Origin of the sequence: Pseudomonas serbica, from assembly GCF_028823535.1 — a bacterium.
Classification (GTDB): domain Bacteria; phylum Pseudomonadota; class Gammaproteobacteria; order Pseudomonadales; family Pseudomonadaceae; genus Aquipseudomonas; species Aquipseudomonas serbica.
On record NZ_JAQIYM010000016.1, the window covers coordinates 98142 to 118714 of the forward strand.

19 protein-coding genes are annotated in these 20573 nt (G+C 61.7%); 11 read left to right on the plus strand and 8 right to left on the minus strand.

Annotated features, from left to right (window positions below; translation table 11 throughout):
* Positions 1 to 30 precede the first annotated feature (30 nt).
* Positions 31 to 906: a LysR substrate-binding domain-containing protein gene (locus tag NQL71_RS24460; RefSeq protein WP_046817315.1), complete on the minus strand. Its 876-nt coding sequence runs from the start codon at positions 904 to 906 to the stop codon at positions 31 to 33.
* A 122-nt stretch (positions 907 to 1028) separates the two neighbouring features.
* On the opposite strand from NQL71_RS24460, the gene NQL71_RS24465 reads away from it, so the two are divergent.
* The 7 genes from NQL71_RS24465 (at position 1029) to NQL71_RS24495 (ending at position 9075) form a co-directional block, all read left to right on the plus strand.
* Positions 1029 to 1379, plus strand: coding sequence for a RidA family protein (locus tag NQL71_RS24465; RefSeq protein WP_274643483.1), 351 nt, complete (start codon positions 1029 to 1031; stop codon positions 1377 to 1379).
* Between the two features lie 47 nt (positions 1380 to 1426).
* A complete protein-coding gene (locus tag NQL71_RS24470) occupies positions 1427 to 2818 on the plus strand; it encodes an FAD-dependent oxidoreductase (RefSeq protein WP_274643484.1) in 1392 nt (463 codons plus the stop codon).
* A gap of 262 nt (positions 2819 to 3080) precedes the next feature.
* On the plus strand, positions 3081 to 4247 hold the full coding sequence (locus NQL71_RS24475; RefSeq protein WP_248687651.1) for a 2-aminoethylphosphonate--pyruvate transaminase: 1167 nt from the start codon (positions 3081 to 3083) through the stop codon (positions 4245 to 4247).
* 277 nt (positions 4248 to 4524) lie between these two features.
* Positions 4525 to 5868 carry an MFS transporter gene (locus NQL71_RS24480; protein WP_046817312.1) on the plus strand — a complete coding sequence of 448 codons (1344 nt, stop codon included), beginning with the start codon at positions 4525 to 4527 and terminating at the stop codon, positions 5866 to 5868.
* Positions 5869 to 5907: 39 nt separating this feature from the next.
* Complete coding sequence (gene phnX / locus NQL71_RS24485) at positions 5908 to 6735, plus strand: phosphonoacetaldehyde hydrolase (protein WP_046817311.1); 828 nt, start codon at positions 5908 to 5910, stop codon at positions 6733 to 6735.
* A 75-nt stretch (positions 6736 to 6810) separates the two neighbouring features.
* Entirely contained in the window at positions 6811 to 8331 is a 1521-nt protein-coding gene (exaC, locus tag NQL71_RS24490) for an acetaldehyde dehydrogenase ExaC (protein ID WP_274643485.1), read from the plus strand.
* A gap of 162 nt (positions 8332 to 8493) precedes the next feature.
* Complete coding sequence (locus NQL71_RS24495; protein WP_274643486.1) at positions 8494 to 9075, plus strand: hypothetical protein; 582 nt, start codon at positions 8494 to 8496, stop codon at positions 9073 to 9075.
* A 121-nt stretch (positions 9076 to 9196) separates the two neighbouring features.
* On the opposite strand, the gene NQL71_RS24500 is transcribed toward NQL71_RS24495, so the two are convergent.
* Positions 9197 to 9751 carry a YdeI/OmpD-associated family protein gene (locus NQL71_RS24500; protein ID WP_274643487.1) on the minus strand — a complete coding sequence of 185 codons (555 nt, stop codon included), beginning with the start codon at positions 9749 to 9751 and terminating at the stop codon, positions 9197 to 9199.
* Positions 9752 to 10130: 379 nt separating this feature from the next.
* Here NQL71_RS24500 and NQL71_RS24505 point away from each other — a divergent pair, with 379 nt between their 5' ends.
* The gene (locus tag NQL71_RS24505) at positions 10131 to 10421 is read left to right on the plus strand and encodes a hypothetical protein (RefSeq protein WP_274643488.1); all 291 of its coding nucleotides are present in this window, start codon (positions 10131 to 10133) and stop codon (positions 10419 to 10421) included.
* Positions 10422 to 10506: 85 nt separating this feature from the next.
* Here NQL71_RS24505 and NQL71_RS24510 read toward each other — a convergent pair whose 3' ends face one another.
* A complete protein-coding gene (locus NQL71_RS24510) occupies positions 10507 to 10872 on the minus strand; it encodes a KGG domain-containing protein (protein WP_046817304.1) in 366 nt (121 codons plus the stop codon).
* A 253-nt stretch (positions 10873 to 11125) separates the two neighbouring features.
* Between NQL71_RS24510 and NQL71_RS24515 the strand changes: the two genes are divergently transcribed.
* Both NQL71_RS24515 and NQL71_RS24520 read left to right on the plus strand, forming a co-directional pair.
* A complete protein-coding gene (locus NQL71_RS24515; protein ID WP_046817303.1) occupies positions 11126 to 11683 on the plus strand; it encodes an ATP-dependent Clp protease proteolytic subunit in 558 nt (185 codons plus the stop codon).
* A 97-nt stretch (positions 11684 to 11780) separates the two neighbouring features.
* The gene (locus tag NQL71_RS24520) at positions 11781 to 12221 is read left to right on the plus strand and encodes a short chain dehydrogenase (protein WP_166620338.1); all 441 of its coding nucleotides are present in this window, start codon (positions 11781 to 11783) and stop codon (positions 12219 to 12221) included.
* Here the strand turns inward: NQL71_RS24520 and NQL71_RS24525 are convergent.
* From NQL71_RS24525 to NQL71_RS24545, 5 genes are all read right to left on the minus strand, one after another.
* Positions 12211 to 13527, minus strand: a complete 1317-nt coding sequence (locus NQL71_RS24525) for an MFS transporter (protein WP_046817301.1) — start codon at positions 13525 to 13527, stop codon at positions 12211 to 12213. The genes NQL71_RS24520 and NQL71_RS24525 overlap by 11 nt on opposite strands.
* A gap of 138 nt (positions 13528 to 13665) precedes the next feature.
* The gene (locus NQL71_RS24530) at positions 13666 to 14721 is read right to left on the minus strand and encodes an Ldh family oxidoreductase (RefSeq protein WP_274643489.1); all 1056 of its coding nucleotides are present in this window, start codon (positions 14719 to 14721) and stop codon (positions 13666 to 13668) included.
* Positions 14722 to 14737: 16 nt separating this feature from the next.
* Entirely contained in the window at positions 14738 to 16318 is a 1581-nt protein-coding gene (locus NQL71_RS24535) for an aldehyde dehydrogenase (NADP(+)) (RefSeq protein ID WP_166620339.1), read from the minus strand.
* A 34-nt stretch (positions 16319 to 16352) separates the two neighbouring features.
* The gene (locus NQL71_RS24540) at positions 16353 to 17900 is read right to left on the minus strand and encodes a UxaA family hydrolase (RefSeq protein ID WP_274643490.1); all 1548 of its coding nucleotides are present in this window, start codon (positions 17898 to 17900) and stop codon (positions 16353 to 16355) included.
* A 147-nt stretch (positions 17901 to 18047) separates the two neighbouring features.
* Positions 18048 to 18995, minus strand: coding sequence for a LysR family transcriptional regulator (locus tag NQL71_RS24545; RefSeq protein ID WP_274643491.1), 948 nt, complete (start codon positions 18993 to 18995; stop codon positions 18048 to 18050).
* A 100-nt stretch (positions 18996 to 19095) separates the two neighbouring features.
* Between NQL71_RS24545 and NQL71_RS24550 the strand changes: the two genes are divergently transcribed.
* A complete protein-coding gene (locus NQL71_RS24550; protein ID WP_077185790.1) occupies positions 19096 to 20412 on the plus strand; it encodes an L-fuconate dehydratase in 1317 nt (438 codons plus the stop codon).
* Positions 20413 to 20573: the final 161 nt, after the last annotated feature.

Here is a 20573-nt window from a genome sequence, read left to right on the forward strand (position 1 = left end):
CGGCCATGGCGTGGCATCGAACCCCAGGGCTCATGCAGCCAGGCTCTCTCGAACCATGTCAAAAAAGGTCGTCAGGATACGCCGGGAACTCTGCGCGCGCAGGCAGACCAGGGTCTCGGTGAAGCGCCGCTGACAATCGATGATGGGCAGCCCGCGCAATCGCGAGTCAAAGCCCAGTTCGGTCGCCGAGACGACACCGGCGCCCATCCCGATCGCCACGGCTTCGCGCGCGGCTTCACGCCCATCGACTTCGATCGCCTTGCGGATGCGCAACCCCGCGGCTGCCATCTCTTCCTCCAGGCACAGGCGCGTCACTGAGCCTTTTTCGCGCAGGACCAGCGGCGTGTCGTGCAAGTCGCGCAGGCTGATGGATTCGCGTTGCGCCCAGGGATGGTCAAGCGCGACGAATGCGAGCATCGGATCGCTGCGCAGGGGCAGCGACAGCAGCCGGTCGTCCTCGATATTGCGTCCCAGCAGGGCAATGTCGGCCTGATGACCGAACAAGCGCTGCAGCACTTCATCGGTGTTGGCCGTTTCAATCTTCACGTCGATACCGGGGTAACGCCCACAAAAGCGCGCGACATAGGGCAGCACGTGCACCGGCGCATCCACGGCAAGGTTCAGGCTTCCCGTGGACAGGGTTCGATAGTCCATCAGCATGTCGTGGGCATCGACACTGATATCGAACAGGCGCCGGGTCAGGCCGAACAAGCGCTCGCCCACTTCGGTCAGGCGCACCAGGCGCTTGTCGCGGTAGAACACCATCACCCCGTAGTACTCCTCGAGCTTGCGCACCTGATCGGACACCGCCGGTTGTGACAGGCAGAGCTGCTCGGCCGCACGGGTGAAACTGCCGTTGATGGCGACGGCGTGGAAGGCCTTGAGTTGGGTATGGGAAATAGTCATCGGGGCGGCCTTTGCATAGTTTCAACTTATTCATGCATACGTTAAATCGATTTTATTTATAGACGATGAACTGCAAGCATGATTTCCACAAGCCCGCCCTCGCATCAACCCAGGAATGCCTGATGGAAATCGAACGTTTCGCCGTGACAAAACGCCGTTCGGACAGCGTCCGCTATGACAACCATCTCTACATCGGTGGCCAGGTGGCCACGGACCTCAGTGGCGATATCGAGGCCCAGACCCACGAGGTGCTCGCCAGTATCGAACAGCTGTTGCTCAGTGCCGGCAGCAGCCGCAAGCAGGTGCTTTCGGTGCGAATCCTGCTCGCCCATCGCGAGGACTATGCAGGGCTGAACAAGGTCTGGGACGCGTTCTTTCCCGAAGGCCACGCCCCCACGCGGGCCTGCACCCTGGCGCAATTAATCGACCCCGGCTGGCGCGTGGAAATGATCGTGGTCGCCGCGTGCGCCTGATTGCCTGCTGAACCCTGCCCCCAACTTGCTGCAACGGAGATGACCCCATGCGCCCCTACTGGCTCGATCAGGCCCTGAAAACCCAACCCGACTCGCCCTGCCCGCCGCTGCGGCAGAACACCCGCGCCGATGTCTGTATCGTCGGTGGTGGCTACACCGGTTTATGGACCGCCATCATGCTCAAGGAACAGAATCCCGAGCTGGATGTGGTCATCGTCGAAGCCGACATCTGCGGTGCCGGTGCCAGTGGGCGCAATGGCGGCTGCGCGCTGTCCTGGTCGGCCAAGTACTTCACCCTGGAGCGGCTGTTCGGCGTCCAGGAGGCCATACGCCTGGTCAAGGAATCGGAGCAAAGCATCTACGCCATCGGCAGCTTTTGCGACAAGTACGCGGTGGATGCCGATTACCGACTCGATGGCACGCTTTACACGGCAACCAACCGCGCCCAGGTCGGTTCGACCGACGCCGTGATCGCCGCGCTGGAGCGCAATGGCATCAACTCGTTCTCCAAATGCGCGCTGGCTGACGCGCAGCGAATGGCGGGTTCGAGCCGACATCTCGAAGGCTGGTTCTCGCCGGCGGCAGCCAGTGTGCAACCGGGCAAGCTGGTGCGCGGCCTGCGCCGGGTGGCGCTGGAACTGGGGGTACGGATCTACGAAGGCTCGCCCATGACCGGCCTGGAAGAGGGGCTGCCCGCCACCGTCAACACGCCGAACGGCAACGTGACCTGCGACCGGGTCGTGTTGGCGATAAACGCCTGGATGGCGCGTGCCTTTCCACAGTTCCAGCGTTCGGTGGCCATCGTCTCCAGTGACATGATCATTACCGAGCCAAGGCCTGACCTGCTCGAGCGGATCGGCCTGACCAGCGGGGTCACCGTTCTCGACTCGCGCATCTTCGTGCACTACTACCACAACACCCCGGACGGTCGGATCATGCTCGGCAAAGGCGGCAATACCTTCGCCTACGGCGGGCGCATCCTGCCAGTGTTCGACCAGCCTTCGCCCTACAAGGGATTGTTGCGCAACACCCTGGCAGAGTTCTTCCCGGACTTTGCCGATGTCGGCATCGCCGCCACCTGGAATGGCCCCTCCGATCGCTCCGTCACCGGGCTGCCTTTCTTCGGTCGCATGGGTGCAAGCGGCAACGTCTTTTATGGCTTCGGCTATTCCGGCAGCGGCGTCGGTCCGTGCCATATGGGTGGGCAAATCCTCTCGTCGCTGGTGCTGGGGGCGGACAACCCCTGGACACGCTCGCCGCTGGTGCAAGGCCCGCTCGGCCACTTCCCACCCGAGCCGATCCGCTTCCTGGGTTCGCTGATGGTGCGCAACGCCATTCGCCGCAAAGAGCGTGCCGAGGACCACAACCTGCGCCCCCGTCGAATGGATGTGCGCCTGGCGAAATTCGCCGCGGCAGCCGGTAAGTCAGACAAGGGATAAAGCCTCGATCCACGGCGAACCCTGTCCGACCCTTTCAAAGCCAGCCAGTCATCGCGCTGGCTTTGCCTTTTCCCCCAGCCCCCCGCGATCCCGAGCCGAACGCAGACGTAATCTGCGCTGACAAGGGGCGCCTGTTGATTTTTAACTTATAAGCCCAGCTTGTTTGTGACATGTGATAAATCGATTTCAGTTATTTTTCAGCGAGTGTTTTTATTGGCCCATGCATCACTCCCCCACAAAAACAACACCGCCGGAGAAGATCATGACCAAAGCTGAATTTCCGCCCACACAAGCGCTGGCTACCCCAGCCCTGGGTGAACCCTACCTGCTGACCCCTGGCCCGTTGACCACGTCCAAAGCCACCAAGGAAGCCATGCTGCGCGACTGGGGTTCATGGGACGTTGCCTTCAATCAGGTCACGGCTGACGTGCGCCAGAGCCTGCTCAGCATGGCCGGGGTACAGGACGACAGCTTTGCCTGCGTGCCATTGCAAGGCAGCGGCAGCTACTCGGTCGAGGCCGCTTTGGCCACGGCCATCCCTCGGGACGGTAAAGCGCTGGTGTTGATGAACGGTGCCTACGGTCAACGAGCCACCAAGACCCTCGAGTACCTCGGTCGCGCCTTCATCACCCTGGACAAAGGCGATTACCTGCCGCCGCAACCCGAGGAAGTAGACGCCCTGCTCAGGGACAACCCGGACATCACCAACGTCTTTCTCGTCCATTGCGAAACCAGCTCCGGCATTCTCAATCCGCTGCGTGAAATCGCCGATGTGGTGAAGGCTCATGGCAAGAGCCTGATCATCGATGCCATGAGTTCCTTCGGTGCCGTGCCGTTGACGGTCAATGACATCGCCTTCGACGTGGTGGTCTCCTCTGCCAACAAATGCATCGAGGGTATTCCAGGGTTCGGCTTCGTCATCATCCGCCGCACCGTGCTGGAGGCCGCCAAAGGCCGGGCCAACTCACTGAGCCTCGACCTCTACGAGCAATGGCTGTACATGGAGCGCACCGGCCAATGGCGTTTCACGCCACCGACCCACAGCGTGGTGGCGTTCCATAAGGCCCTGGAGCAGCACAATGCCGAAGGCGGCGTGCATGGCCGCCTGGCACGCTACACCCGCAATCGCGATGTGCTGGTCGCCGGCATGCGCGAACTGGGCTTCAGAACGTTGCTTGAAGACCGTTGGCTGTCGCCGATCATTACCACGTTCTTCAGCCCCGACCATCCGAACTTCGAGTTCAAGCGTTTCTACGATGAACTCAAGGCCCGCCAATTCATCATCTATCCCGGCAAACTGACGGTCGCCGACAGTTTCCGTATCGGCTGCATCGGCCAGATCGACGAGTACATCGTCCATCAGTTGCTGCGCGCCATCGCCGACAGCCTTGTGGCGATGAACGTCGACATGCAACAGCCGACAGGCTGACCGCCCCTTTAAAGGTCCTTGTCAATTCGAGCACGGGTGCAATGGGTAGCACCTTTGGACGGGGATCTTTTTTTAAACATGGACTCGCTGACTTTTCGCCCGGCAACGCCGCGAAGGCGTCAGCGACCGCGTCAATTTAATACCTGAAGCCCGATGCCATCTCACGGCCATCTCATCGATGCCGTGTGCGTGGACAGGTTTCCTGTACCGAAAACAAAAACAACAACGTACCCCATTACTTTGCGCTGTCTGGCACCACATACGGGATCAGAACACCATGAACAAGAACGCTACAAGCCCTCTCGCAACCGGCTGGAAATCGCTCCAGCGCTGGCGCGTGCAAGTCTTCCTCATCACCTGGGTGGCGTATGCCGCCTTCTACTTTACCCGCAAGGCGTTTTCTGTCGCCAAACTGGGTATTGGCGAAGACCCGGACTTCATGCTCGAAAAGGCCATGATGGCCAATCTCGACGCCCTCTATCTAACCGCCTATGCAGTGGGGCAGTTTCTCTGGGGCAACTTCTCTGACCGCTTCGGCCCCAGGGTGGTGGTACTGAGCGGGCTCGTCATCTCGGCGCTGGCCGCGCTGCTGATGGGGACCTACGCCACCCTGCCGATCTTCGCCTCCTGCATGCTGGTCCAGGGCCTTGCCCAGTCCACCGGCTGGTCGGGCCTGTGCAAGAACGTCGGCAGTTTCTTCAGCACCGGTGAACGTGGCCGCGTGCTGGGTTACTGGAGCACCTCCTACGCCTTCGGCGGCCTGGTGGCCACGCCGTTTGCCGGTTGGTGGGCCTACAACCACTACCACGACTGGCGCCTGGCGTTCATCAGCAGCGCGGTCGTGGTACTGGTGGTGGCGGTGTTGTTCTTTTTCCTGCAACGCAACCGGCCTGAAGACGTCGGCTTGCCGCCTGTCGAGATCGAAATCGAACCCGTCAGCAAGGTCGTCGTTCCACGCGAAAGCATGTGGGCCGGCTTGCGCACGGTGATGAAAAACCGAACCGTGCTGTTCCTCGGGCTGGCCTATTTCATGCTCAAGCCGGCGCGCTACGCCATCCTCCTGTGGGGGCCGGTGATCATCTACGAACGCATGCCCGAGATCGGCAAGGTGGCCTCCGCCATCGTCCCCACTTCCTTTGAACTGGCGGGCCTGATCGGTCCGATCCTCATCGGCATCGCCTCGGACAAGTACTTCGGCGCTCGTCGAATTCCGGTCTGCGTCCTCAGCCTGGTGGTCCTGACGGTCTGCCTGGGGTTGTTCGTTCCCGCCATGCAGAGCGGCAGCCTGTACATGGTGGTCGGCCTGCTGTTCATGATGGGCCTGACGCTCTACGGACCGGATTCGATGATCAGCGGCTCGGCGGCAATCGACTTCGGCAGCAAAGATGGCGCCGCCTCCGCCGCAGGCTTCGTCAATGGCTGCGGGTCTGTGGGTGCGGTCCTGGGTGGCTTGCTGCCGGGTTACTTCGACACCATCACCGTGTTCCTCGTCTTCACCGGCGCTGCACTGTTGGCCAGCTTGATGCTGGTGCCGTTCTGGAACAGTCGCCCGAAAACCGTGGAAAACATAACGCTGGCCTCGACTGCGGTGCCACCGGTCATTGTCGGCACCAGTTCCTGAACCCGAATCAACAAATCACTTATCACTGGAGCAATCACCATGCACTACAAACAACCTTCTCAACTGCAAGCCGTGGTTCTGGATTGGGCAGGCACCGTCGTCGACTTCGGCTCTTTCGCACCGACCCAGATTTTCGTCGAAGCCTTTGCCGAGTTTGGTGTTGCGGTTTCACTGCAGGAAGCTCGCGGGCCGATGGGTATGGGCAAGTGGGATCACATCCGCACGCTGTGCAACGAGCCGCAGATCGCCGATCGCTACCACGCCGTCTTCGGTCGGTTGCCAACCGACGATGATGTCACCGCCCTCTATGAGCGCTTCATGCCTTTGCAGATCGAAAAGATCGCCCTGCACTCGGCGCTGATTCCCGGTGCACTCGACACCATCAATGGCCTGCGCGACAAGGGTCTGAAAATCGGTTCCTGCTCAGGTTACCCGGCGGTGGTCATGGAAAAAGTCGTGGAACTGGCACGCAAGAACGGCTATGTCACCGACCACGTTGTAGCGACCGACGAAGTGCCCAACGGGCGCCCGCACCCGGCTCAAGCCCTGGCCAACGTCATTGCGCTGGGCATCAGCGACGTCGCCGCTTGCGTGAAGGTCGATGACACCTGGCCCGGCATTCTCGAAGGTCGCAGCGCGGGCATGTGGACCGTCGCGCTGACCTGCTCCGGCAATGCACTGGGCCTGACCTATGAAGCATTCAAGAATCTCTCCCTGGAGGAACTGGCTGAGGAGCGCGCGCGCATCATCAAGATGTTCGAGGGCTCTCGTCCCCACTACCTGATCGACACCATCGTCGATTTGCCGGCGGTGATTGAAGACATCAACGCTCGCCTGGCCCGTGGAGAAACCCCTCAGGGCTCCTGACCCGCCAAGGCCTGTGCTACTGACAGTGGCCGTCCCAGGGGCGGCCACCTTCCAAAACAACAAGAGAACGCCACCATGAACTACGCCCACCCTGGCACGCCCGGTGCCATCGTTTCCTTCAAGTCCCGTTATGGCAACTACATCGGCGGCGAGTTCGTCGCGCCGGTCAAAGGGCAGTACTTCACCACCACCTCGCCGGTAAATGGCGAACCGATTGCCGAATTCCCGCGCTCCACGGCCGAAGACATCGACAAGGCCCTGGACGCGGCTCATGCGGCCGCTGATGCCTGGGGCAAGACCTCGGTGCAGGATCGCTCGTTGGCGCTGCTGAAAATTGCCGACCGCATCGAACAGAACCTGGAGCTGCTGGCTGTCACCGAAACCTGGGACAACGGCAAGGCCGTGCGCGAAACCCTCAATGCCGACATCCCGCTGGCCGTGGATCACTTCCGCTACTACGCCGGTTGCATCCGTGCCCAGGAAGGCAGCTCGGCGGAAATCAACGAACACACCGCGGCCTACCACTTCCATGAACCCCTGGGCGTGGTCGGGCAGATCATCCCGTGGAACTTCCCGATCCTGATGGCCGCGTGGAAACTCGCCCCGGCCCTGGCCGCCGGTAACTGCGTGGTGCTCAAGCCGGCCGAGCAAACCCCGCTGGGCATTACCGTACTGGTCGAGCTGATCGGCGACCTGCTGCCACCGGGCGTACTGAACATCGTCCAGGGTTACGGCAAAGAAGCCGGCGAAGCCCTGGCCACCAGCAAACGCATCGCCAAGATCGCCTTCACCGGCTCGACCCCGGTCGGTTCGCACATCATGAAATGCGCGGCGGAAAACATCATTCCGTCCACCGTGGAGCTGGGTGGCAAGTCGCCGAACATCTTCTTCGAGGACATCATGAAGGCCGAACCGTCCTTCATCGAAAAAGCCGCCGAAGGCCTGGTGCTGGCGTTCTTCAACCAGGGCGAAGTCTGCACCTGCCCTTCCCGCGCCCTGGTGCAGGAATCGATCTACGACGAGTTCATGGCCGTCGTGATGAAGAAAGTCCTGCAGATCAAACGTGGCGACCCACTGGACACCGACACCATGGTCGGCGCCCAGGCGTCCGAACAGCAATTCGACAAGATCCTTTCGTACCTGGAAATCGCCAAGGGCGAAGGCGCCGAGCTGCTGACCGGCGGCAAGGTGGAAAAACTCGAGGGCAACCTGGCGAGCGGGTATTACATCCAGCCGACCCTGCTCAAGGGCACCAACAAGATGCGCGTGTTCCAGGAAGAAATCTTCGGCCCGGTGGTGAGCATCACCACCTTCAAGGACGAAGCCGAAGCCCTGGCCATCGCCAATGACACCGAGTTCGGCCTCGGCGCCGGCCTCTGGACCCGCGACATCAACCGCGCCTACCGCATGGGCCGCGCGATCAAGGCCGGGCGTGTCTGGACCAACTGCTACCACCTCTACCCGGCGCACGCCGCGTTCGGTGGCTACAAGAAGTCCGGCGTCGGCCGTGAAACCCACAAGATGATGCTCGATCACTATCAGCAGACCAAAAACCTGCTGGTGAGCTACGACATCAATCCGCTGGGCTTCTTCTAACCTGGCGCGACACCGTGTAACAGCTTTCGCTGGCAAGCCAGCTCCTACAGATCGTGCAATACCTGTCGGGGCTTGCCGCCAGCGAAGGCGTCTTCCGGGGCTGGATGCCCAATTTTCCAAGCTATGCTGATAAAACCTGTTTCTGCACTTGAGACCCGTAGCATGGCAACACCAGGCAAGCCTTCCTCGCTCACCTTCAAGGTCATGGCGTACCCGGCTGGAATTCTCCTCGTCACCTGGGCGGTCATGAAGCTGCTCGACAGCCAATTTGACCTGACGTTGTTGGCAGATACCAAGGTCTGGCTGTCAGGTTTTGCGGATTGGCTTGGGCTGCAAACACCCATTCCGAACTGGTCGCTGCTGATGATTATCGTGATTCTGATCGGCACGCTGTCTGTGGCGATCTACTACGCCCGCATCACTGACGGCGCTTACGTTGAGCTTCACGAGATCGAGCGAAAAATTTACAAAAGGAACAACCCCCAGTTTCCACAACTGACCGATGACCAGACGCTGCTGATGGAAGCCTTGGCCTATCATGCGAACTTCAGGAAAATTGCCAACCTGAACTCGGTTTGCAAGCTTGTCTCACTCAGCACGGCAGAAGTTGAAACCGGCCTGAAGCAACTCCAGGTCAAGGGACTGGTGCGGCAAAAAGTGACACGGGGCACGTTTGGCACCACCATTTATGAACTGACCCTGGCAGGCAAGGATTATGCGCTGGAGCGGCTTGCGCTCACGTAGTCCAGACGTACGCGGGGCTTGCCCCTCGGCCGAATTCGTATCACGCAGAGGCCGGCCATGCCCAATGCACGAAGCGAACGATCTGGACGCATTGTCAGGCGCATTCAACCTGCTGTGCCATTTAAAAATCTTCCGCCTCGGGCGCACGGAAGGCCTTGCTGTAGTAGCCGGACGGGTCGAAACAGCAAACGTGCTTTTTGCCGGATGCGAGCATATCGCAGGCATCGCCAATTCGTTTGGCGCGTGTCTTGAGTTGCTTGGCTGAAGTAATCCAGTGGATCCAGTCGACTCGTGCGAGGGTCGTTGCAGTGTTCCAGACTTTATGCGCCTCGGGGGTGGCAGCCAGTGCTTCCTGCAAGTCTGCCGGGATGTCAGGCTCGGGCTCCTTCTTCACCGGGGCCAGTTCCAGTGTGACGATGTCCCCAGGGGCCGCGCCCGCGGCTTCGAGTAACGCTCCGCTAACCCGCAGCCAATGACTCAGCTGACCATCCGGCTCAAGGGTTGCCTGGAAAGGGTGCCCGTCGATTGTGCCTTCAACGGTCGTCCTGCCTCGCCTCGGAAGCCGTTCACTCGCCTCTCTTGGCAGTACGACGTACACCCATGACCTATCATCACCCGGCTTTGCCGGACGGATAAGCTTCGCTTCGAATCGGGATTTCACATCGATTGTGGTCATTACACTCCTCCATCTGATACGCCTGACTCGGCATTCCTACAGCCGTTGACGGTTTCGCTGCTGTTTAACCTTGTACATCTCGCGCCAGGTCCGAGGGTCCGGAGGGGTATCGGAGAAAAGTGAAAGAAACCTGATCCATCTGGACGAGCCAATAGCTAAGGGGGGCTTCAAGTATCGACTAATCGGTGGATGACTGAACAGTGCAGGGTTTCACCCAGCTGAATCAGACTGCCGCGTCTCACGCCCGATGGTCGTTGCCTTTCGCCTGTCTCCGGCCTGTGGCTAAGCTTAATGAATCGGGGTGCATTGAAACCTGGGTGATTGCGACCAACTGCGGATCCGGGCAGGCGTCACCAGGGTGCGCCTGCAGGAGACGACCATGTACGCGGTGATAAGAACCTATCTGGGTAGCGGCACAAAGCAGCTTTTCGAACGTTTGGAAGAACGCAGGACCGACGTTGAAGCGGCCCTGCGACAAGTGCCTGGCCTGGTCAGCTACACGCTGCTCAATACCGGTGATGGCGGTACGGCGGTGACTGTCTGCACGGACAAGGCCGGCAGCGATGCGAGCTTGAAAGTGGCGCGGGAGTGGATTCAGAACAATGCATCGGACATCCGCGCGCAGCCGCCGATCGTGACGGAAGGTCCGGTCATTGTGCAAATCACGTGATCACCCTGACGGTTACCCGGGCACGTGGTTCGTCCAGCATAACGAATCAAGCCCCGAGGAGTCGGGGCTTGATGGTCAGACGGTATCAGGACTTGCGTCCCCCGCCTCCGCTCATATCATCATCCTTGCGTCCCATTCCAGTGGACTTGTCGCGGTCATCGGCAGTGTTGCCGCCGCGTCCGCTGCCTTGCCCGCCGGTGGACGATTGGTCAGCCCTGTTGGACTGTTGCCCGCCTGAAGCCTGGCCACCTTTTTGGCCTGGTTTGTTCATGTTTTCCTTGTCGTCGGCCCATTCGCCTCCGCGGTTGGTTCCCTGCCCGCCTCCGGCCATGCGATCGCTGTCACGCGATGCTTGTCCGCCAGAAGCCTGACCGCCTTTTTTGCCGGCATCAGCCGCCTTGTCCCGATCAGTGGAAAGATTGCCGGGATTTTTGTTTCCTGTATTGGCCATTTCTATTCACCTCTGCATCGTTGGTACGAGCGTGGGCTCGTATACGTCGGAGGACGGGTAAAACAGAAAGTTTGAAAGGAATTACAGCGCTCGCGACGAGTGGATCCGGCTGTTTGGTTCCATTAAAAACCCGCGCAGACGATGGACGGCCAGGGCCTGATGCTGGGGCGTTTTGCGAAGGTATCCAGACCAATCCCTCGATGTTAACTAGACTTGATGTGTCCTCCATGCCTCATACCCAGGTGGTCAATCGATGACTGAACACATCGTGCATTTTCACTGCCAGATCGATCAGGGCACCACCGAGCGCTTCCGCGACTGTTGTCTGGAAGCCATCGACCAGGGCGCCACCTCGTTGCTGCTCAACCTGTCCACGAGCGGGGGTAGCACCAACTTTGGCTTCACCCTCTATACCTTCCTCAAGTCTTTGCCGGTACCGCTCTGCGCGATCAACGCGGGCAACATCGAGTCCATGGGCATCATCATGTTCCTGGCGGCCGGCCGGCGTATCACCTCGCCCCACTCACGCTTCCTGATTCACCCGATGAACTGGTACTTCAGCCAGAAATCGGTGGACCACCAGCGCCTGCGTGAATACCTGTCGAGCCTGGACAACGACCTGGCGCGCTACGTGCAGATCTTCACCCTCGAAACGGCCGACGCCGAGACCAAGCTGGATATATTCCATTGCCTTTCGGCGGAAGAAAAAGTCATCGCGGCCCACGAATCCCTGGCCTATGGCATTGCCCATGAAATGAAGCAGATGATGTTTGCCGATGACGTCAAACACTGGAAAGTCAGCGGTGGATGAACAAGGCGCACTGCGGTTTCGGCTTTCTGTCATCCCGATGGAACATTGACAACAGCCCAGCCTCTATCGCAACACCAGCGAACCCGAGGATGGCATGATGATCGACTCATTGACCGGTATGAAGCCAGGCGAGCGCTACACCGTCGAGAGCCTTGAACGCACACGACATTTCCCCGGCTTCTTTCTCGACGGCAAGTATTATCTGGGACCCGAACTGATGACCGCTGTCGGGTGGCTGGAAGGTCAGCAATTTTTTTATGACGAACTTGATCCCACGGGCGAACCGGTATTCCCGGATCGGCTCGCTGGGCGCATCGAAGACCTGACGCTGGTTCTGGCTGATGGCGCTCGCCTGAAACTCAACAAGGTCCGATTCAACGCCCCGCTGGATTCACCTTCGCCAGCGGGTGGCCGGCGCGACAACGAGCGCAGACCTTCCCTGCTGGCTGCGGTATGCGCCTCGTTGTTGCTGGGTGGATGCCTGTATGCGCTCAGCCGTCGTGGACGGCGTGAGCGCTTGCGGCCGCCTATTCGGTGACCGCTGCAAGGTGGTCCGCCGCGGGCTCTGCACTGCCGATCGGCGCATTGAGCAGCAGGAAGTACGCCAGGGCCGAACACAGCGCCACCACCGCACTGATCATGAACGCTGTGTTGAACGATCCCGAGTACTGGATGCTGAAGCCGGTGACGATCGGCGCGACGGAGCCGGCGATGTAGCCGCCGAAGTTCTGGATCGAACCGAACGAGGCCACCCGGCGGCTGTCAACGATCGTGTTGACGATCATCCAGGCCGTGGCGCTGGCCATGTTGATGCTGAACAGCGCCAGGCACAGCAGGATGATGCAACCGGTCAGGCCCGTGACAATCGACAGCGGCAAGGTGAACAGCGCCGCCAGTACCAGCCCCGTGATCACGCCGAACTTGCGGCTGGCCAGGATGCTCATGCCACGGCGCACCAGCATGTCACAGAAGCGCCCGGCAACGATGGTGCCGACCGCGCCAAAACCATAGGCCAGCGACACCAGCCACGCGGTCTTGTACAGGTTCATGCCATGCTCGCGCTCGAAGTAACCGGGCAACCAGGTCAGGTGCAGCCACAGCATGTAGATCACGCCCATGAAGCCCAGGACCGCACCCCAGGTACTGCGGTGTTTGAACAGGTCGAGCCAGCCGGCGAAGTAGGACACCTTCGGTGCCTGCGCATCGACTGCCTGCACGCGGGTCTGTTTCTCGGTGGGTAACGGCTTGCCTTCAGCCGCCAGCTCGGCCAGGTATTGCGCCTTGCTCTTGTAGAAGGCCAACCAGCACACGCCCAGGACGATTCCGATCGCCCCGGTAATGATGAACATGCCGCGCCAGCCGAAGTTGACCATGAACAGCGTCAGCAACGGTGGCGCCAGGCATGGGCCAAGGCAGGTCGACGACCAGACGATGCCCGTCGGGGTCCCGCGCTCATTGGCATCGAACCATTCGGACAGGGCCTTGGCCGCCGAGGGAAACATCGGTGCTTCGCCAATTCCCAGCAACACGCGCAGGCCCATGAAGCCGGCAAAGCTGTTGACCATGCCAAAAGTCGACTGCGCCACCGACCAGGCCAGCAGCGAGGCGCCCAGGGCGATCTTGCTGCCCAACCGATCGATGATCAGGCCCATTGGCAACTGCGCAAACGCGTAGGCGATGGAGAACGCCGACAACAGGATGCCCATTTGCGAGGGGCTGATCATCATGTCCTTCTGGATCGAGGTGTTGGCGATCGACAGCGCACTACGGTCCAGGTAGTTGACCATGCCGATCAATAGCAGGAAGACAACGGTGATGCGTTGATACTTCTTCAGTGGGTTCATCTGATGGCCTTTATTATTGTTATTGAAGCGGTGTAGAAGCGAGCTTGCTCGCGAAACACTTGAGCACGACGCGTTTATTCAGAATGCACGCGTCATCGTTAACAACCTTCGCGAGCAAGCTCGCTCCTACAGAGGGAATCAGGTAAGCGCTGGCAGTTGCAACTGCGCGGCCGTCTGGTTGAGCTCGTCCACCACCTTCTGCGACAGGCTCAGGCCTTCGTCCAAGGCCTGCTCACGCAGCTTCAGGCCCGCCTGGCCCGGCAGGCGCACCGGGCGCTCGGGGTCGACCGCTCGACTGCCCAAAATCAACTTGCTGAGGAACGAGGTTTCGTCAGTGAACGCATCCAGCCCGCCGAAGAAGCGTGGGTCGATCACCACGGTCGTGGCCGAGGCGCCCCACTGCTCCGGACCGTCCTTGCGCCCGTGACCGGCGAGGCCCGAGGTCAGGGCCTCGACCAGGATCGCCAGGGCAAAACCCTTGTGCCCGAAGGCCTGTCCACCCAAGGGCAGGATGCTGCCCGGCGGGGTGCTGAAAAAATCGGCCGGGGCGTCGCTCACCTGGCCTTCGTTGCTCATCAGCACCGGGTGCGGCAGTCGGCTGCCGGCGTCGCGGCATTGACCGACCAGGGCCAGGGTCACGGTGGACATGCTCACATCCAGCAGGATCGGCGCGCCCCGGGTCGGGATACCGGCGGCAATCGGGTTCGGCGTGTAGATCGGGTCGATCCCGCCGTGGGCGCACACCAGCCCGACCGACGGGTCCGAGGAATACACCATCGCGACGAGGCCACGGTCGGTGTAGGGCTTGAGGTAAGCAGCCAGGCAACCGATGTGCGCGGCACGGCGCACCACGGCGATACCGATGCCCTGCTCCGTGGCGCCCTTGGCCGCGCTGTCCAGCGCACGGCTGACACAGTAGGGACCGAGCACGTAGTGACCGTCGAACAGGCTGGAAATACCGCTGTCGGACACCCGTTCGAGGTTCTCGGCCCTGGCCTTGACTTGCCCGCTGAGCATCCCGCCGATATAGCGGCTGACCAGGTTGAGGCCGTGAGTGCGATGGCCCAGCAATTCGCCTTCGAGCAGCACCCGGGTCACCACCTGGGCGACCTCGGCATCGGCTCCGGCTTTTTCGAACAGTTGCTCGACGAACGCGGTCAGCGTTGGCGCGGCGTAGCGTTTAGCTTCAGTCATAGATGCTGCTCCCTGATCAATTCAACGCCGCTGTGGTGTGCTTGCCATCAACCAGGCGTTGCAGGCCCAGCGGGTTGGCGTTTTTCAAGGCATCGGGCAGCAACGCGTCGGGTACGTTCTGGTAACACACCGGGCGCAGGAATCGATCGATCGCCAGGGTGCCGACCGACGTGCCGCGGGCATCGGAGGTGGCCGGGTAAGGGCCGCCGTGGACCATGGCATCACAGACCTCGACACCGGTCGGATAACCGTTGAGCAGCACCCGGCCGACCTTCACTTCCAGCGCGCCGAACAGCTCACTAAAGCCAGCGAGATCATCGTCCTCGGCCAATAGCGTGGCGGTGAGCTGGCCGCGCAAGGCAGCGACGGCGCGCATCAATTCAGCCTTGTCCGCGGCCTGGACGACCACCGTGCAAGGGCCGAACACCTCCTCCTGGAGCAATTCATCCTGATCCAGCAGCAAGCTGATATCGGCCTCGAACAGTTGCGGTTGCGCCTGGTTGCCCGCTTGCGACAGGCCGCTCAAATGTTTGATCCCAGGGTGCGACCGCAACGCCTGCAGGCCTTTGCCGTAACTGTTCAGGGTGCCTGGATTGAGCATGGTCTGCGGGGCCTGTTCGGCCATGTGCCCGGTCAGTTGCTCGATGAAGCTGCTGAACGCCGGTGAGCGAATACCCAGCACCAGCCCGGGGTTGGTGCAGAACTGGCCACAGCCCTGCACCACCGAGGCGGTCAGCTCCCGGGCCATTGCCGCGCTGCGGTTGGCCAGGGCCTGGGGCAGCACCAGCACCGGATTGATGCTCGACATCTCGGCGAACACCGGGATCGGTTGCGGCCTGGCGGCCGCCATGTCACACAGGGCGCGGCCACCCTTGAGCGAGCCGGTAAAGCCCACTGCCTGGATACCCGGATGCTTGACCAGCGCCTCGCCGACGCCGGCACCGAAGATCATGTTGAACACGCCGGCCGGCATGCCCGTGCGCTCGGCCGCCCGTACCAACGCCTCGGCCACCCGCTCGGCGGTGGCCATGTGTCCGCTGTGGGCCTTGAACACCACCGGGCAACCAGCGGCCAGGGCGGCGGCGGTATCGCCTCCCGCCGTGGAGAACGCCAGGGGGAAGTTGCTGGCGCCGAATACCGCCACCGGGCCGACGCCGATGCGGTACTGGCGCAGGTCCGGACGCGGCAAAGGGTTGCGTGCCGGCAGCGCCTGGTCGATGCGTGCGCCATAAAAATCACCACGACGCAGCACTTGGGCAAACAAGCGCATCTGGCCACTGGTACGCCCGCGCTCACCCTGGATCCGCGCGCTCGGCAGCGCCGTCTCCTGACAGGTCAGGGCGATGAAATCCTCGCCCAGCGCGTCGAGTTCATCGGCAATGGCCTCAAGGAATTCGGCGCGGCGTACTGCCGGCAGCGTGCGAAACGAGGCAAAAGCTGCGCTCGCGGCCGCCACCGCGGTATCGACTTCCACCAGGGTGGCCTGATGGAAAGCGCCAGGCAGGCGTTCGCCGGTGTGGGCGTCGATGCTGTAGACCAGGGTGTCGCCCAGGGCACTGCGCTGGCCGGCAATGAAGTTGTATCCGGAAAATTGCATGGTGTTCGCCTTGTGAAAGTTGCGGGGCTGTCAGTCAGGTCACGGCGCCGATCTGCCAGGGCACGAATTCGTTTTGCCCATAGCCGTGTTGTTCGCTCTTGCTGCGTTCGCCGGAAGCGATTCGCAGCATCTGCGCGAAGATGTAGGCGCCGCGTTCTTCAATGCTGGTGGAACCGTCGGCGATGCCGCCGCAGTTCACGTCCATGTCTTCTTCCTGGTGCTCGAATACGCGGTTGTTGGTCGCCAGCTTGATCGAAGGCGCTGGTGCGCAGCCGTAGGCCGAGCCACGGCCGGTGGTGAAGGCGATCAGGTTGGCGCCGCCGGCGACCTGGCCGGTGGCCGAAACCGGGTCGTAGCCTGGGGTGTCCATGAACACCAGGCCCTTGGCCCGGACCGCTTCGGCGTACTGGTAGACATCCACCAGGTTGCTGGAGCCGGCCTTGGCCACCGCGCCCAGGGATTTCTCGAGGATGGTGGTCAGGCCCCCGGCCTTGTTGCCGGCCGAAGGGTTGTTGTTCAGTTCGGCGTTCATGCGGCGGCAGTAGTCTTCCCACCAATGGATGCGCGCGATGAGCTTTTCCCCTACTTCGCGGCTTACGGCGCGGCGCGTCAGCAAATGTTCGGCGCCATAGATCTCCGGGGTCTCGGAAAGAATCGCGGTGCCACCGGCCGCCACCAGGCGATCCACCGCATTGCCCAGCGCCGGGTTGGCGGTGATGCCCGAGTAACCATCCGAGCCACCGCACTGCAAGCCGACGATCAGGTGGCGCGCACTGACCGGCTCGCGTTGCACCTGGTTCGCCTTGGCCAGCAAGGCCTTGACCTGCTCAATGCCACTGGCGATGGTTTTCGAGGTGCCGCCGATGCCCTGGATGGTAAACGCGCGCAATTGGTCGCTGGCCGTGAGCCCCTGGGTCTCGAGCAGGCTTTCGATCTGGTTGGTTTCACAGCCCAGGCCGATGATCAGCACCGCGGCAAAGTTGGGGTGAACGGCGTAGCCTCCGAGCGTGCGGCGCAACAGGCCCAGGGCTTCGCCGCTGGGGTCCACGGCGCAACCGGCGCCGTGGGTCAGCGCCACGACACCGTCGATGTTCGGGAAGGCGGCCAACGCCTCGGGATGGATGTCCCGACGAAAGTAATCGGCCACGGCCCGGGCCACGGTCGCCGAACAGTTCACCGACGTGAGAATGCCTACATAGTTGCGCGTCGCCACGCGGCCGTCGGCACGCACGATGCCCTGGAAGACGGCTTCGGTGACTGGCGATTCGTGGGTATCCACGCCAAAGGCGTAGTCCCGGGCAAAGTCGCCCATCTCCACGTTGTGCACATGCACATGGTCACCCGCTTCGATGGGCTGTGACGCAAAGCCGATGATCTGCCCGTAACGACGCAGGGGCTGACCTTGCTCCACGCGCTGGGTAGCGACTTTATGCCCGGAGGGAATCGGCTGGCGCACGATGACTGCTTCGGCTTCCAGGCTCAAGCCTTCTGGCAGGACCTGGCGTGCAATCACTACGTTGTCCAAGGGGTTGAGGCGAATCACGGCAGGGTCGCCGGTCCGTGTACTGGCTATCAGTTGCATGGGACCTCTCAGGCTATAGCGGCCGACTTTTTGTTATGGCGTCACCCGTTGTGTGCAGGGTGAATCTGCGCCAACTGTAAGGAGCCAACCCAAGGATTCCCAATGAGATGATCCGATCAATTGATAACCCGTGGTTATCAAATCACCCTATTGCGCCCTGAAGTAGTCGAGCAGTGTACGAAGCGCCGCCGATTTAGGTCGGGACCGCAAGGTCATCAGGCCAATGTGGGCCATGGAGATCGGCAGTTCGACCGGCAGGAGGGTGACCATGCCATAGCGCGCGTAATGCTCGGCCACGTCGTTGGGCACCACCGCGATCATGTCCGAAGCCTCGAGCATCGCCGTGGTGGCCAGGATCGAGGCGGTTTCGACGATATCCAGCGCCTGCACCATGCCGCCGGCTTGCAGTGCACTTTCCACCCGGCGGCGCATGGGGCTGCCCATCGGGTGCAGGATCCAGGTCTGGCCGATCAGGTCGGCCAACTGCAAGAGCGAAGAACCCGCCAGCGGGTGGGCAGCACGGGCTACCACGCGCATCTGCTCGCCGTTTTCGAACGGTTCGATGTCCAGGCCCTGGCTGTCGCCCTGATCCGGCAACCGCCCCAGCACCACATCGAAATCTCCGCGCAGCAAGGCTGGTAGCAAAGTGTCGCTGGTCCCGACCTCGATGGAAATTCGCACCTTGGGGTGATCACGCTTGTACGCCAGCACCGCCTTGGTCAGCAGCGTCGGCACCGGCCCCATCACACTGCCGACCCGCACCAGCCCCGTGGCACCGCGCGCGAGTTCCGCGATCTGCTCCCGGGCATGCTCGAACTCATGCAGCGCGCCCTGGGCGTAACGGATCATCACCTCGCCATACAGGGTCGGCTGCATACCGCGCGGCAGTCGGTCGAACAGGCGCACGCCCAGTCGCGCCTCCAGTTGCTGCAGCAGCAGACTGGCTGCAGGTTGCGAGGTGTGCATCGCCGCGGCCGCCCGGCGCAGGTTGCCAAGCTCGCCCAAGGCATTGAGCAAGGTGATCTGCCGGCTGGAAATCTTCAGGGCAGCGACATTGCGCAGTTCGGGCGCCGTGGTTTCTGGCTCGATAGACATATCAAATTCGATATCGATAATTAGGAAATCGCGATTATGCCTGTATCGCCTGGCGATCTACAGTCGGGTCTTCCTATGGTCAGCAGAACAAGAATCCACCATGAGCATTCGAATCACTCACCTGAGCGTGCGCGACATCCGATTCCCCACTTCCCTGTCCCTGGACGGCTCCGATGCGATGAACAGCGCGCCGGACTACTCCGCCGCCTATGTCGTGCTGCACACCGACGCCCCTGGCGGCCTCGAAGGCCACGGCCTGACCTTCACCATCGGCCGTGGCAACGAAATCTGTGCCGCGGCCGTGCAATCCCTGGCCCCGCTGGTGGTGGGCCTGACGCTGGAAGAGATCGTCGCCGACATGGGCACCTTCTGGCACACCTTCACCGTGGGCGACAGTCAACTGCGCTGGCTGGGCCCGGAAAAAGGCGTGATCCACCTGGCCACCGCGGCCATCGTCAACGCCATCTGGGACCTGTGGGCCAAGCACGAAGGCAAACCGGTGTGGAAGTTGCTGGCCGACATGACCCCGGAGCAACTGGTACGCTGCCTGGACTTCAGCTACGTCACCGACGTGCTCACCCCCGAGGAAGCCATCGCCCTGCTACGCCGCCAAGTGCCGGGCAAAGCCCGACGCGAGGCGCAAATGCTCAGTGACGGCTACCCCGGCTACACCACGGCACCGGGCTGGCTGGGCTACAGCGAAGAAAAGATGCGCCAACTGGCGCGCGCGGCGGTCGAGGATGGCTGGACCCACATCAAGCAGAAAATCGGCGCCAACCTGGAAGACGACATCCGCCGCGCCACCATCCTGCGCGAAGAAATCGGCTGGGAACGCAGCCTGATGATGGACGCCAACCAGGTCTGGGGCGTCGACGAGTCCGTCGCCAACATGCGCCGCCTGGCCGCATTCGATCCGCTGTGGATCGAAGAGCCGACCAGCCCCGACGACATCCTCGGCCACGCCAGCATCCGCCAGCGCATCGCACCGATCGGCGTGGCCACCGGCGAGCACTGCCACAACCGAGTGATGTTCAAGCAGATGTTCCAGGCCGGCGCCCTGGACTTCTGCCAGCTGGACGCCGCCCGGCTGGGTGGGCTCAATGAGGTGTTGATCGTGTTGCTGATGGCCGCCAAGTTCGACATCCCGGTCTGCCCCCACGGCGGTGGCGTCGGTCTGTGCGAGTACGTGCAGAACATCGCGTTGTTCGACTACATCGCCGTCTCGGCCTCGCTGCACAACCGGGTCCTGGAATACGTCGATCACTTGCACGAACACTTCCTCGACCCGGTGGTGATCCGCCGCGGCCGCTACATGCCGCCGCAACGTCCGGGCTACAGCATTGAAATGAGCGCTGAGACACTGGAGCGTTATCGGTTCCCGGATGGCGCGGTGTGGCTGGATATCGCTCGCGGTTGAGCGGGACACCATTGCTCATGATGTACTCCTGAATGCGTGTTTGCATTTCTCATTGGCCAGTCGGCCAATCGTCATCATCCGGCTGTGTGTCACCGACGCCATGACGATACGATTGGCTGCCAAATACACCGATCGGTGCGTAGGCCGTGATGATTGAGACA